Here is a 13,798-nt window from a genome sequence, read left to right on the forward strand (position 1 = left end):
GCGACCGAGGGCTAGAGTCGGCGCCATGCAGGAGGTCACCACGCACGACGAGATCCGGGAACTGCTGGGCGTCCCGATGCCGCGGGTGGCGCACAAGGAACGGCCGCGACTGCACTCCTACGACCGGCAGTGGCTGGCAAACTCACCGTTCTGCCTGGTGGCCACATCAGACGCCCGGGGCCGCTGCGACGTCTCCCCCAAGGGCGACCCGCCCGGATTCGCGCTGGTCCTCGACGACACCACGATCGCGCTGCCGGAACGGCCGGGCAACCGCCGCGCCGACGGCTTCCACAACATCGTCGACAACCCGCACGTCGGCCTGAACTTCTTCGTCCCCGGCCGCGGCGACACGCTGCGGATCAACGGGCGGGCCCGGTTGATCCGCGACGCCGAGTTCTTCGACCGGATGGTGGTCAAGGGCCACCGTCCGGTGCTGGCCCTGCTGGTGGAGATCGAAGAGGTCTTCTACCACTGCTCGAAGGCGTTCCTACGCTCGGCGCTGTGGCGTCCGGAGACATGGCGGCCCGAGCAGGTGCCGAGCCGCCCCCGGATCGCCCAGGCGGTCGAGCGGCCCGAGGACGAGCTGGCCGAGCTGGAGCGCTACTACGGCCCCTCGTACGCCGAGCGCCTCTACGGCTGACGCCGCTCGGCCAGCCGGGGGAACGCCGGTTCCGGCGTACCCACGCGGGCGCCGTGGCCGAGCTGGTCCGCCAGCCGCGCGGCACCGGCGGGCAGGAACGGGCGCAGTTCGGCGGCGAGGACCCGGCACGCTCGCACCAGCGTCGCGAGTACGGCGTCGAGCCGGGCGTCCGCGCCGTCGCGGGCCAGCTCCCAGGGCCGTTCCGCGTCGAGCAGCCGGTTGCCGGCGTCGACCACGGCACACACCGCCCCGGTGGCCGCCCGGAAATCCCCGGCTTGCAGCGCCCGGTCGATCCGCTCGGGCAGAGAGTGCGCTTCTGGCAGCCCGATTCCCGGAGGCCCGGCGGGCACCCGGCCGTCGCGGTAGCGGTGGACGAGCGTGAGGGTGCGGTTGACCAGGTTGCCGATCCCGTGCGCCAGGTCCTGGTCGGCGCGGCGCACCAGCCGGTCCACGGTGAAATCCGTGTCACCGGCCGGGGCCACCTCGCGCAGCAGCCACCAGCGCAGCGCGTCGGTGCCGTACCGTCCGGCGAGCGCCACCGGGTCGACCGTGTTCCCGGCGCTCTTGGACAGCTTCGCGCCGTCGCTGGTCAGATAGTCGTGCACCAGGATCGTGGTGGGCAGCGGCAGTCCCGCGGAGAGCAGCAGGGCCAGCCAGTGCACGGCGTGGAAGCGGACGATGCCCTTGCCGATCACGTGGATCCGCTCCCCCGGCCCGGCCCACCACCGCGCGTACGCCGGGTCGTCGGCGGCGTAGCCCAGGGCGGTGACGTAGTTGGCCAGCGCCTCCCACCACACGTACACGACCTGGTCCGGGTCGTCGGGCACGCCGATGCCCCAGCCGCCCGCCCGGGTGGCGGGCCGGGACACGCTGATGTCGCAGAGCCCGGCCCGCACGAACGCCAGCACCTCGTTGCGCCGCGCGGCCGGCTCGACCCGGACCTCGCCGGACTCCAGCAGCTCGCGCAGCCGGTCGCCGTAGCGGGACAGCCGGAAGAACCAGTTGCGCTCGGCGACCGCCTCGGGGGCCACCTCGTGCTCCGGGCATCGGCCGTCGGTCAGCTCCGCCGGGGCGTAGAACTGCTCGCAGCCCGCGCAGTACCACCCCTCGTACGTGTGCCGGTAGAAGTCGCCCGCGGCGGCGCAGCGGCGCCACAGCCGCTCCACCCCCGGCGCGTGCCGCGGATCGGCGCTGGTACGGATGAAGTCGTCGAACGACAGCGCCAGCGGCTCGCGCAGGCCTGCGAAGCGGGCGGCGTTGCCATCCACGAATGAGCGCACGTCCACCCCGGCGGCGCGGGCGGCGGTCACGTTCTTCAGGGCGTTGTCGTCCGTACCGGTGAGGAAGCGCACCGGCACGCCGCGCCGCCGGCGGTGCCGGGACAGCACGTCCGCCTGCACCAGCTCCAGCGCGTGCCCGAGGTGCGGGGCCGCGTTGACGTACGGAATGGCGGTGGTGATGTAGCAGGTCATGGTCACTCCTCCGCCCGGCCGCGGGCGGGGCACCACGGACCGGCCCCGCGCGGCAGGGGCCTGGTCGTCGGCGGTGAGGTCAGCGCACGCCGGAGAGCCCCCGGTGGGGGCCCGTCATCCGTTCGGCGTGCGGCGTCATGCGGCCATGGTGGCAGTCACCCGGGGCGGCGCACCACCCATTTGAGGGCGCGCCAGAGCACCACCCAGCGTCACCGGCGTGCCGGTGTCGGGCATACTGGGGCCACCATGCAGCCCGCTCCCGGCCCGGTGCCCGTCGCGCGATGACCACGCAGCCTGCCGATCTCACCGTGGGGTCCCAGCCGGACCTGGCCCAGGGGCTGATCCTGCTGTGCCCGGCCGGCCTGTGGACCGCTCGGAGCCAGACCGATCTCGCGCGGGCGCTGGATCACGCCTGCAACGAGCAGCCCCGCGCGGTGGTCGTCGACCTCGGCCGCCTGGAGATCGCCGGGGAGATCGACGGCGCCGCCCTCGGTGAGCTGCACTCGGGCGCGGGCCGCCGGCCGGGCGTACTCCTGCTGTGGGCGAATCCCGGCCCGGCGCTCGCGCGGCTGGGCTGGCTGATGCGGTCAAGGTCGCTGTTCGGCAGCGTCGACGAGGCGGTCGCGCACGCGCTGCGCAACCCGGGCGGCATGGTCACCCCGCCGTGGGTGTGTGAGCGGTACCCGGCCGCCCCGGAGGCGACGGCCGCCAGCCGGCGGCTGGTGGTGCGCGCCTGCCACCAGTGGGACGCGCTCGACGCCATCGACGACGCCCAGCTGGTCGTCAGCGAGCTGACCGCGAACGCGGTGGAGCACGGACGCGGCGACGTGATCGTCTCGGTCGACCTGCGCGACGGGACCCTGACCATCGCGGTACGCGACGAGAACCCGGCGCCGCCCACCCCGCGCGAGGCGGAGCCGGACCGGCATCCCCTGCGCGACCGCGGCCGCGGGCTGGTGATCATCGAACGGGTGTCTACCGGCTGGGGATCGCTACCGCGCTATCCGGCCGGCAAGACCGTGTGGGCCACGCTGGCCACCCACCGCGGCGCCTGATTCCCTGGCGCCGGAGGCCCGGGGTGGGCAGCATGAAGGGGACGCGCGTACCGATTTCCCGCGGAGGTTCGCCATGACGGAGGTCAAGGCCGTCCCGCAGCCCAACTGCGACGAGTACGAGTACGACGAGGCGCACGACGCCGACGGCCGCACCGGGCAGTCCCCGGCCGCGCCGCCGCCCCTGCGGATGCCCGACGGCATGCATGTCCCGGACAGCGGCGGCGACTACGGCTACGACTGCGCGCACGACCTGAGCTGAACCGGTTCTGCCTCGCCCGGAGAGCTCCGCCGGATCCTTGCCGGTTCCTTGAAGCCCGATTGAGGCTGAGTTGACCTGTGCGGCCGACCTTTGATGTCGACAGCACCGGTTGGCACTCAGAGCTTCCGGTCGAGGGAAGGACCTTCTGATGCAGCGTGGCGGAATGAGCATGATCGCGGCGGCCGCGACGGTGGTCGGTGGCATCGCGCTCAGCACGGGCGTGATGTGGCAGGCGTCCAGCGCCGCCTTCACCGCGTCGACCAACAACGCCGCGAACTCCTGGAACGCCGGCACCGTCGCCCTCGCCGACGACGACAGCACCACGGCGATGTTCACCGCCAGCGGCCTGCGGCCCGGCTCGACCGCCCAGAAGTGCATCAAGCTGACCTACAACGGCAGCCTCTCCGGCACCGTCAAGCTGTACGGCTCGGCCGTCTCCGGCGCGCTGGCCCCCTACCTCGACCTGCAGGTCGAGGAGGGCACCGGCGGCGACTTCTCCAGCTGCACCGGCTTCACCCCCGCGGGCGGGGCCACCTACACCGGCACCCTCGCCACCTTCGGCACCACCAAGACCGACTTCGCGTCCGGCGTGGGCACCTTCGCCCCCTCCGGTGCCGGGCAGGTCCGCACCTACCGCATCACGTACACCCTGAACGCCACGACCCCGGACGCCCAGCAGGGCGCCACCGCGGCCGCGACGTTCAACTGGCAGGCGGCGAGCTGACCGTGACCACCACGACCGCGCAGCTGCCCATCACGCCGGCGAGCCTTCCGGATGGCCCCGACTCCGCAACCCGGGGCCGTCCGGACGCCGCGAGCGTGGCAGCGCTCCCCTCGGCGATCGAGACCCTCCCCGAGTCGCGTACCGGGTTGACGCTGCGCTGGTCCCTGCCGGTGGTCCGGCTGGTCGCGATCGGCCTGCTGGCCGCCGGGGCGGCCGTCCTCGCCTGGACGCTGCTGCCGCTGGCCTGGGGCTGGAGCTCCGCGGTGATCGTCAGCGGCTCGATGAGCCCGCGGGTGCACCGGGGCGACGTCGTGATCAGCTCCCCGCCGGCGCCGGACTGGCAGCCCATGGTGGGCCAGGTCGTGACGGTCCCGGACCAGGTGCACCCCGGCAAGACCCTCACCCACCGCATCATCGGGCTCGACGACCAGGGCCGGCTGCTCACGCGCGGCGACGCGAACGGCAGCGACGACCCGTTCCGTACGGATCGGGACGAGGTCCGCGGCATCGGACGGCTGCTGGTGCCCCGGATCGGGCTGGCCACGCTGCTGATGCGCGAGGGTCACCCGGGCCTGTTCGTCACCCAGAGCCTCGTGGTGCTGGCCGCGCTCGGGCTGGTGATGCGGCTGCCCGCCACCGTGCGGGAACCGGAGGCCCTGGAAGCGGCGCCCGCCGCGTGACCTGATCGACAACTCTCATGTCCGGCGGTTCGCAGCCGACGTAGACCCGGAGGGAGGGCTGATGGCTGGCGGCGCATCGTGGGCTCGCCGGGGACAGCGCCCGGTGGCGCGGCCCGGTCGTACCCGCCGCGGCCTGCGTGCCGGGCTCGCCCTGCTGGTGGTGCTGAGCCTGGCCGGCATCGGGCTGCTCCCCACGAGCCTGGCCGCCTTCTCGGCCACGACCTCCGGCCCCGCATCGTCCTTCACGGCCCGCTCCACCTTCGGCCTGACCCAGACCGCGGGATGCTTCAGCCACAACGGCTCGGGCGGATGCAGCACTGCCACCGGCATCGAAGAGGGCGAGAACGTCCTGGTCAGCCCGGACGGCGACCATGCGTACGTCGCCACGTCCGTGAGCAACAGCATCGCGGAGTTCTCCCGCAACTCCACGACCGGGGCGCTCACCCAGCTGGCCAGCCCGAACCGCTGCGTCAGCGACGCAGCCATCACCAACTGCACCACCGTGGCCGGCCAGCTCGACGGCGTCTACGACATGGCGATCAGCCCGGACGGCAAGCACCTGTACGCGGTCGCCTCCCGCAGCTCGGTGGTCAGCGAGTTCAGCCGCAACACCACCACGGGCGTGCTCACCCCGTTGGCCGGCCCGAACAGGTGCCTGTACGACAGCTCTGTCGCCAACCCGGGCGGCTGCACGTCGGCGCGCAGCATCGCCGGCGCCGACGGCATCGCCATGAGCCCGGACGGCGCCTTCGTCTACGTGGCGGGATACTCCTCCAACGCCGTGACCGTCTTCAGCCGCGACTCCAGCACGGGTGCGCTGACCCAGCTTGCGAGCACGGCCGGGTGCACCACGAACACCACGGTCAGCGGCTGCACCCGGGGATACGGGCTGGGCCAGCCGTACTACCTGCGCGTCGCGCCGGACGGCAAGAGCCTGTACGTGGCGTCGTACAACAGCGATGCCGTCGCGGTGTTCCAGGTCAACACGACCACGGGTGTGCTCACCCAGCCCGCCGACCCGAACGCCTGCCTGTACGACAGCGGCGCCGCGGTGATCGCGAACTGCACCTCCGCCAAGGGCCTCTCCGGTGCCTACAACCTGGCGATCGCCCCCAACGGCAAGACGGTGTACGTGATGGGCTACGACAGCAACAGCGTCGCCGCCTTCACCCGCAACGCCAGCACCGGCGTGCTGACCCAGCTCGCCGGCCCGGACGCCTGCCTGTACGCCTCCGGCAGCACCGTGATCACCGGGTGCAGCAGCGCCCGCGCGATCACGGGACCGACGTCCATGACGTTCAGCGATGACGGCCTGTTCGCATTCGTGTCGGCGTTCGGCGCCAACGCGGTCGCGGCGTTCCGGCACGACAACACCACCGGCCAGCTCACCCAGATCTCCGGGACGTCGGGCTGCATCTCGACGAGCACCAGCGGCTGCGCCACGGGCAGCGGAATGCGCTACGCCAACAGCGTCACGACCAGCCCGGACGGGCGCGACGTCTACGTCGCGGGTGGGTACACCGGCGGCGGCGGCACCGGGTACGTCGCCGCGCTGAACCTGACGCACTGAGTCACGGGGTGCCGTAGACCTCGTGGCGGCCCCAGCGGCCGGGCAGGCCGCGCAGCGCCAGCGAGCCGATCGGCGCCACCAGATGGGGCTTGCTGAGCAGCCGTTCCGGGGTCGGGTCGAGGCCGAGCAGCACCCGCAGCAGCAGCAGCGGGGTGCCGGTGGCCCAGGCCTGCGGGGAGCAGGCGGTGGGGTACTCCACCGGCATCCGGGTGACGTGCCGGTCGTAGCCGACGAACACCTCCGGCAGCCGGTCGCCGAAGTAGCGGGCCGCCTCCAGCGTCGCCACGGCCAGCCGGCTGGCCTGCTCGCGGTAGCCGTACCGGGCCAGGCCCGCGGCGACCAGGGCGGTGTCGTGCGGCCAGACCGTCCCGTTGTGGTACTCGACCGGGTTGTAGGCGAGCTGCCCGCTGGCCAGCGTACGGATGCCCCAGCCGGAGAACAGCCGGTCGCCGGTGAGCTGGGCGACGAGGCGCTCGGCGTGGGAGTCCGGGACGATGCCGCTCCACAGCAGGTGGCCGACGTTCGAGGTGAGGGTGGGCACGGGCGCCTTCGCGCCGTCCAGCGCCAGGGCGTAGCAGCCGATGCCCTCGACCCAGAAGTCGCGGTGGAACCGTTGCGCGAGGGCGTCCGCATCCGCGTCGAGGCGCACCGCCCACGCCGGGTCCTGCCACACCTCGCGGGCCAGCCGGGCCGTCCGGCGCCGGGCGTCGTACGCGTACCCCTGGATCTCGCAGACCGCGGGCGGCCCGGCCGCGAGCGTCCCGTCGGGGTGGACGATCGAGTTCCAGGAGTCCTTCCAGCACTGGTTCACCAGGCCGGTACGCGGATTGCGGGTGCGGTACTCCAGGTATCCGTCGCCGTCGAGGTCGCCGTGCTGCTCGATCCAGGTCATCGCGGCCCGCGCGGCCGGTTCCAGCTCCCGGACCGTGGCCCGGTCGCCGGTCCAGCGCTCGTACTCGTCGAGGACGACCAGGAACAACGGGGTGCTGTCCGCGGAGCCGTAGTACGGCGAGTGCGGGCGTTCGGCGAAGTGGGTCAGCTCCCCGTGCCGCAGCTCGTGCAGGATCTTGCCCGGTTCGGCGTCGCGGAAGTCGTCGAAGTCGGCGGCCTGCTGGGCGGCGAGCGCGCGCAGCGTGGTGCGGCACAGCTCGGGCGCGAACGGCAGCGCCTGGTAGCTGGCGATCAGGCTGTCGCGGCCGAACAGCGCCATGAACCAGGGCAGCCCGGCCGCGGGCAGCGACGAGTTCGGCACGGTCTCCGGGAAGAACCGCAGCGCGGCCAGGTCGACCAGGCTGCGCCGGTACACGCGGTGCAGGTCCTGCCAGTCCGTCTCCAGGTGCGGGGCGGCGGCCAGCCAGCCGTCCAGGGTGCCGGGGATGTTGGGCTGGTGGGACAGCTTCGGCACCGGGCGCAGATGCTCGGTCGCCACGGACACCTCGATGTCCGTCCGCCAGCTCTCGCCGGGTTGCAGCTCCACCCGGTACGCCAGCGACGACTCGGTGAAGAACGCACCGGGCGCCTCGATGGTGGTCTCCCGGCGCAGGTCGGCCCGCTCGTACCCGAGCACCACCCGGTCCTGTTCGAGCCGGTGGTAGAAGCGGCCCGTCTTCGCGAGGTGGTCCTTGATCTCGAAGACGTCCGCGAAGTCCGCCGCGAACAGCAGGCTGATCTCGGCCCGCAACGGTCCCGTGCCGTGGTTGTCGAGCTGCAGGTGTTCCTGCATCCCGTCGCCCACGTGGCGGCCCCGGATCAACACCACCGACGAGTTCCGGTACGGCGAGCCGGTGGGCGAGACGAGGAAGAACAGCGCCTCGTCGTACTCGACGGCGTCGCCGGACAGCGCCTCCAGCTCGCGGCCGTTGAGGCGGACCTGCCAGCGGGACAGGTGGCGCATGTCCCGGTAGAACAGGCCCGCCGGTTCGTCGGGACGGGCGTCGATGTCGCCGGCCGGGTCGCTGACGACGAACGTGCTGCCCTCGAGAATGTGGACCTGTCGTGCGCGCACCGTTCCTCCTCAGGCCGCCGCCCACGGTGTATGCACACATTTTGATGAATCGGAGGCGTCCGGCGGAATCACCCGAAGGAGTCCTGGTTTGTGACTTGACGGCCGATCCGTGCGGCTCGTCTGTGGAGTCAGCCCACGTGGACGTGGGGGCGCCGGTTCCGGTCGGGCTCGGCCTGGCGCAGCATCTCCCGGGTCACCGGGGCGACCTCGCCCTGGCCGAAGATCAGGTAGCGGATGAAGTTCACCGCCGGATTGCCCTCTGTCCATTCGAAGTAGATGTGCGGGCGCCGGTTGGTGACGTCACGGATGTGCAGCAGCAGGGCTCCGAGCGCGCTCGGCACGGACGAACTCTCCAGCGTGATCACCCGGTACCGGTGGTGCAGCACCTCACCGCGTACCTGAAGCTCGGTCTCGAAGTCGGAGGCGTCGACGACGGTGACCTCGACGAAGACGATGTCCCGGTCGTCGGCCATGTCGTTGTCCGCGAGGATCTGCGCGATCTTCGCGCTGTACTCGGCGGCGTCGCGGCTGTCCGGCTCGTTGGCGACCAGCCGGATCTGGCGGCGGCCGCACTCGCGCAGGAACCGGTCGGCGACCTCGTCCGTCTCGATGTGCGTGACCCGCAGCTCGAAGGCCCGGTAGATCCGGGAGATCAGCGACACGGCGAGGATGGCCGCGATGAAACACCCGGCGATCTTGACGCCGTCGGGGCGCTCGACCACGTTCGCGATCGTCGTGTACACGAAGATGACCGAGATGATCCCGAACGCCACCGTCAGCCCCCGCTGCCCCCGGCGACGCGCGGACAGGGTCACCGCGGTGGCCGCGGAGGTGATCAGCACGAGTACGCCGGTGGCGTACGCGCCGCCCTGGGCGTCGACGTCCGCGTCGAAGATCCACGTGATGAGGAACGCGGTCCCGGTGAACACCAGCACCAGCGGGCGCACCGCCCGCGCCCAGGACGGGGCCATGCCGTACCGGGGCAGGTAGCGCGGGACCAGGTTGAGCAGGCCGGCCATCGCGGAGGCGCCCGCGAACCACAGGATCGCGATCGTCGAGATGTCGTAGACGGTGCCGAAGACGGTGCCCAGGTATTCGTGCGCCAGGTAGGCCAGGGCGCGGCCGTTCGCGGGCCCGCCACTCTGGAAGGCCTCCTGCGGGATCAGCACCGTGGTCACGATGCTGCTGGCGATGAGGAAGACGCTCATGATGCCGGCGGCCACGGTGAGCAGCTTCTTCGCGCCCCGGATCCGCCCCTGCGGACGGGCCGGCACGTCCCCCTCGTCACCCTTGATGTGCGGCATCACCGCGACGCCGGTCTCGAATCCGGACAGGCCCAGCGCCAGCTTCGGAAAGACCAGCAGCGCGATGCCGACGATCAGCGCCGGATTGCCGTGCTGGGTGGTCAGGGCGGAGGTCCAGTCCTCCACGAGCCGCGGGTGGGTCACCACCCGCCACAGACCGTCCGCCACGACCACCAGGTTCAGCGCGAGATACACCCCGACCAGGACGACCGCGATGCCGATGGCCTCCGTGAAACCCTTGAGGAAGATCGCCCCGAGCGCGGCCAGCAGCACCAGCGTCACGATGACCTCGTGGCCGCGCAGGCTGTCCGGCCAGAACGGGTTCTCGTCGACGTGCGCGGTCGCGTCCGCCGCGGACAGGGTGATCGTGATGATGAAGTCGGTCGCGGCGAAGCCCAGCAGCACGAGGACGAACAGCTTGCCCTTCCAGAACGAGAGCAGCTTGACCAGCATTGCGATGGAACCCTCGCCGTGCGGACTGTCCACGGCCACCCGGCGGTACACCGGCAGCGCCCCGAGCAGCGTGACCAGCACCAGCACCAGGGTGGCGATCGGGGACAGCACCCCGGCGGCGAGCGCCGCGATGCCGGGCTGGTAGCCCAGCGTGGAGAAGTAGTCCACGCCGGTCAGGCACATCACCTTCCACCAGGTGTGCGGCTGCTCGCCCGGCTGGCCGTGCGGGCCCTGATGCTGTTGCGAACGGTCGGCCAGCCCCGACATCAGCCACGTCCGCAACCGTGGGGCACCAGCCCCCGCCGCCTTCTCGGCAACGGCCATCGATCGAACCTCCCCGTCATGCCGACCGACTCATCGTGGCACCCGCACGGCCCCGCCGCCGGGTGCGGCGGCGTTAACAAAGCGTCAAGAAACCGCTGGTCCCCGGGTTGAGGGCACGGCTGGGGCAGGATTGCGGGGGTGGAGCCGCCGACCGCGCTATCTCCGCGGCGCCGGCTGGCCGGGTTCGCCGCGGTCCTGGTCGGCCTGCCCGCCCTGACCCTGGTGTTGCACCTGGCCCCGCCGCTGTCGCTCACCACGGACATCCTGCTGTACCTGGCCGCCGTCGTGGCGGTCGCGCTGGTCGGCGGGCTGTGGCCCGCGCTGCTGGCCGTGGCCGCCTCCTTCCTGCTGCTCAACTGGTTCTTCACCGCGCCGGTCGGGCGGCTGACGATCGCCGAGCCGGACAACCTGATCGCCCTCACGGTCTTCGTCGTGATCACCCTCGCGGTGAGCTGGGTGGTCGACACCGCCGCCCGCCGCACCCGGCAGGCGGCGCAGGCGGCGGAGGAGGCGCGGACGCTGGCCATGGTCGCGGGCAGTGTGCTGCGCGGGACGCGGCCGCTGATCGCGCTGCTGGAACGGCTCCGCGAGACCTTCGAGCTGCGTTCGGTGGCCCTGCTGGAGGACGGCGAGGTGGTGGCGGAGGTCGGCGAGCCCGGATCCGACCCGGCTTCCGCCGAGAACCAACCGGCGGCCGAGGCCGTCGTGCGGGCCGACGAGCACCTGGTGATGGTGTTGCGCGGGCGGCCGCTGGGCGCACCGGCGCGGCGCATCGTGGCGGCGTTCGCCGCGCAGGCCGCGGTCGCGCTGCGCCAGGAGCGCCTGGCCGCCGAGGCGGCGGCCGCCAAGCCGCTGGCCGAGGCGAACCGGATGCGTTCGGCGCTGCTGGCCGCGGTCAGCCACGATCTGCGTACGCCGCTGGCCTCCGCCAAGGCGGCCGTGGACAGCCTGCGTAGCTCGGAGATCCACTTTGACGACCAGGACCGGGCGGAGCTGCTGGAGACGGCCGACGAGTCGCTGGAACGCCTGGACCGGCTGGTGGCGAACCTGCTCGACATGAGCCGCCTGCAGGCCGGGGCGCTGGGGTTCACCGCCATCGACGTCGGCGCGGAGGAGGTCGTACCGCGCGCCCTGGACGACCTGGGACCGTCCGGACGCGAGGTCGCCGTGCACATCCCCGACGATCTGCCCCCCGTGCACGCCGACCCGGGCCTGCTCGAACGGGTGCTGGCCAACCTGATCACCAACGCGCTGCGGTACAGCCCGGCGGACCGGCCGCCCGTCGTCACGGTCGGCGCGCTCGGCGACACCATCCAGTTGCGGATCATCGACCACGGCCCGGGCATCCCACCGGATCGCTGGAGTGACGTGTTCCTGCCCTTCCAGCGCCTCGGCGACCGCGACAACGAGACAGGGGTCGGCCTCGGGCTCGCCCTGTCCCGCGGCCTCGCCGAGGCGATGGGCGGCACCCTGACTCCGGAACAGACACCCGGCGGCGGACTCACCATGCTCCTCACCCTGCCCGCCGGCGGTCACGCATGACCCTGGTGCTGGTGGTCGACGACGACCCGCAGATCGTCCGGGCGCTGCGCATCAACCTGCGCGCCCGCCAGTACGACGTCGACACCGCGGCCGACGGCGGCTCGGCCCTGCGTACCGCCGTCCACCACCCGCCGGACCTGGTGATCCTGGACCTCGGCCTGCCCGACATGGACGGCGCGGAGGTCATCCGCGGCCTGCGCGGCTGGACGGGCGTACCGATCATCGTGTTGTCCGGACGCGCCGACAGCACGGACAAGGTGGCCGCGCTGGACGCCGGCGCCGACGACTACGTCACCAAGCCGTTCGGGGTCGACGAGCTGCTGGCCCGCATCCGGGCCGTCACCCGGCGCGCCCAGCCCGTCGGCGACGGCGCCGCGGTGGTGATGCTCGGCCGGTACGCCGTGGACCTCGCCAACCGTGCGGTGACCGGCGGTGACGCCGAGGTCCGCCTCACCCCCACCGAGTGGCAACTGCTCGAACACCTGCTGCGCAATCCGGGGAAGCTGGTCAGCCAGCGGGCGCTGCTGCAGGACGTGTGGGGCCCGCAGTACCAGACGGAGACGAACTATCTGCGCCAGTACATGGCACGGCTGCGCCGCAAGCTGGAGGCCGACCCCGCCCGTCCCCGGCATCTGCTGACCGAACCCGGCATGGGCTACCGCTTCCGCCCGTGACGGCCGGCGCTCAGTGGAACACCTTCAGACCGACGACCCCGGCGACGATCAGGAACAGGGAGAGCAGGCGCAGCAGGCTCGTCGATTCGCCGAGTACGAGCATGCCCGCGGTCGCCGTGCCCGCCGCCCCGATGCCGACCCACACCGCGTACCCGGTGCCGACCGGAATGGTGCGCAGCGCGTACCCCAGTCCGATCATGCTGAGTGCGAGGGCACCCACGAAGATCAGTACGGGAAGCAGGCGGGTGAAGCCGCCCGAGCGGCTGAGCGCGACGGCCCACACGGACTCCAGCAGCCCCGACACGATGAGTACCAGCCACGCCATGATGACCACGCCACCTTCGACACGGTCGTCTTCGCTGGCCGGGTACGACACGCCTCGTCCGGGATGTCCGCATCTGCGGCATCCGTTCCAGGATAGCCACCCGGCCGCGCACCCGGCGCACCGCTGTAGCCCATGTCACCAGCCGCGGAAAACCGTTTCACAGCGATGCGATCATGCCCGCATGAACAAGATCCCCACGGTGTTCCTCCGCGACCCGGATGACCGCAAGCGCGTCCTTCCCGAGGCGAACCCCGCCTGCCAGTGGGTCCTGGACGGCGAGGGCACCCCCACCCGGAAGTACGACGGCACCTGCGTGATGCTCGACGAGCACGGCGTCTGGTGGGCACGCCGAGAGGTACGCCCCGGCCGGAACCGGCCGCCCGGCTACCGCCCCGTGATGACGGACGACGTCACGGGCAAGACCGTGGGATGGGAGCCGATCGCGCAGTCCGCGTACGCGAAGTACCACGCCGAGGCCCTGTCCGCCGCGCAGAACACGCGCAGTCCCGGCACGTACGAGCTGATCGGCCCGAAGATCAACGGGAACCCCGAGGGCGTGGCGGGCCACGAACTCGTCCCGCACGACGGGGCCGAACGGCTGGACGTGCCGCGCGACCTGGCCGGTTTGCGTACCTGGCTACTGGCACACCCGCAGTACGAGGGCATCGTGTGGCACCACCCGGACGGCCGCCGCGCCAAGCTGAAGCATCGCGACTTCGCCTGAGCCCACGCGTACCGGCCCGGGGAACACCCGCGCGACAACCCGACAGC

General features: G+C 72.1%; 12 protein-coding genes, 1 pseudogene and 1 riboswitch. Of the genes and pseudogenes, 9 read left to right on the forward strand and 4 right to left on the reverse strand.

What is annotated here, in order from left to right:
- Positions 1 to 25 precede the first annotated feature (25 nt).
- Positions 26 to 640: a pyridoxamine 5'-phosphate oxidase family protein gene (locus ACMCNN_RS22095; RefSeq protein WP_412742424.1), complete on the forward strand. Its 615-nt coding sequence runs from the start codon at positions 26 to 28 to the stop codon at positions 638 to 640.
- Here the strand turns inward: ACMCNN_RS22095 and metG are convergent.
- Positions 631 to 2,112 (reverse strand): methionine--tRNA ligase, encoded by a 1,482-nt coding sequence (metG, locus tag ACMCNN_RS22100; protein WP_412742425.1) that lies wholly within the window; start codon positions 2,110 to 2,112, stop codon positions 631 to 633. The genes ACMCNN_RS22095 and metG overlap by 10 nt on opposite strands.
- 281 nt (positions 2,113 to 2,393) lie before the next feature.
- Here metG and ACMCNN_RS22105 point away from each other — a divergent pair, with 281 nt between their 5' ends.
- The 5 genes from ACMCNN_RS22105 to ACMCNN_RS22125 all read left to right on the forward strand — a co-directional run bounded on the left by ACMCNN_RS22105 (position 2,394) and on the right by ACMCNN_RS22125 (position 6,400).
- On the forward strand, positions 2,394 to 3,167 hold the full coding sequence (locus ACMCNN_RS22105; protein ID WP_412742426.1) for an ATP-binding protein: 774 nt from the start codon (positions 2,394 to 2,396) through the stop codon (positions 3,165 to 3,167).
- 73 nt (positions 3,168 to 3,240) lie between these two features.
- Positions 3,241 to 3,426 (forward strand): hypothetical protein, encoded by a 186-nt coding sequence (locus ACMCNN_RS22110; protein WP_412742427.1) that lies wholly within the window; start codon positions 3,241 to 3,243, stop codon positions 3,424 to 3,426.
- Between the two features lie 163 nt (positions 3,427 to 3,589).
- On the forward strand, positions 3,590 to 4,150 hold the full coding sequence (locus ACMCNN_RS22115) for a hypothetical protein (RefSeq protein WP_412742428.1): 561 nt from the start codon (positions 3,590 to 3,592) through the stop codon (positions 4,148 to 4,150).
- A gap of 95 nt (positions 4,151 to 4,245) precedes the next feature.
- Positions 4,246 to 4,830 carry a S26 family signal peptidase gene (locus ACMCNN_RS22120; protein ID WP_412742429.1) on the forward strand — a complete coding sequence of 195 codons (585 nt, stop codon included), beginning with the start codon at positions 4,246 to 4,248 and terminating at the stop codon, positions 4,828 to 4,830.
- Between the two features lie 61 nt (positions 4,831 to 4,891).
- Complete coding sequence (locus ACMCNN_RS22125) at positions 4,892 to 6,400, forward strand: lactonase family protein (protein ID WP_412742430.1); 1,509 nt, start codon at positions 4,892 to 4,894, stop codon at positions 6,398 to 6,400.
- 1 nt (position 6,401) lies between these two features.
- Here ACMCNN_RS22125 and ACMCNN_RS22130 read toward each other — a convergent pair whose 3' ends face one another.
- Positions 6,402 to 8,405: a glycogen debranching N-terminal domain-containing protein gene (locus ACMCNN_RS22130; RefSeq protein ID WP_412742431.1), complete on the reverse strand. Its 2,004-nt coding sequence runs from the start codon at positions 8,403 to 8,405 to the stop codon at positions 6,402 to 6,404.
- 128 nt (positions 8,406 to 8,533) lie between these two features.
- On the reverse strand, positions 8,534 to 10,486 hold the full coding sequence (locus ACMCNN_RS22135) for an amino acid transporter (protein ID WP_412742432.1): 1,953 nt from the start codon (positions 10,484 to 10,486) through the stop codon (positions 8,534 to 8,536).
- A 117-nt stretch (positions 10,487 to 10,603) separates the two neighbouring features.
- Here ACMCNN_RS22135 and ACMCNN_RS22140 point away from each other — a divergent pair.
- Together ACMCNN_RS22140 and ACMCNN_RS22145 are read left to right on the forward strand one after the other, a co-directional pair.
- A pseudogene (locus ACMCNN_RS22140) lies at positions 10,604 to 12,028 on the forward strand (DUF4118 domain-containing protein); the annotation flags it as partial.
- The gene (locus ACMCNN_RS22145) at positions 12,025 to 12,702 is read left to right on the forward strand and encodes a response regulator (protein WP_412742433.1); all 678 of its coding nucleotides are present in this window, start codon (positions 12,025 to 12,027) and stop codon (positions 12,700 to 12,702) included. The pseudogene ACMCNN_RS22140 and the gene ACMCNN_RS22145, both read left to right, overlap by 4 nt.
- A 10-nt stretch (positions 12,703 to 12,712) precedes the next feature.
- Here the strand turns inward: ACMCNN_RS22145 and ACMCNN_RS22150 are convergent, their stop codons facing one another.
- Positions 12,713 to 13,027 carry a DMT family transporter gene (locus tag ACMCNN_RS22150; protein ID WP_412742434.1) on the reverse strand — a complete coding sequence of 105 codons (315 nt, stop codon included), beginning with the start codon at positions 13,025 to 13,027 and terminating at the stop codon, positions 12,713 to 12,715.
- Between the two features lie 21 nt (positions 13,028 to 13,048).
- A riboswitch (guanidine-III (ykkC-III) riboswitch) is annotated at positions 13,049 to 13,111 on the reverse strand.
- 97 nt (positions 13,112 to 13,208) lie between these two features.
- On the opposite strand from ACMCNN_RS22150, the gene ACMCNN_RS22155 reads away from it, so the two are divergent.
- Positions 13,209 to 13,751: a hypothetical protein gene (locus ACMCNN_RS22155; protein WP_412742435.1), complete on the forward strand. Its 543-nt coding sequence runs from the start codon at positions 13,209 to 13,211 to the stop codon at positions 13,749 to 13,751.
- Positions 13,752 to 13,798 lie beyond the last annotated feature (47 nt).

The sequence above is a fragment of the Krasilnikovia sp. MM14-A1004 genome (assembly GCF_047159485.1).
In the GTDB taxonomy this organism is placed as follows: domain Bacteria; phylum Actinomycetota; class Actinomycetes; order Mycobacteriales; family Micromonosporaceae; genus Actinoplanes.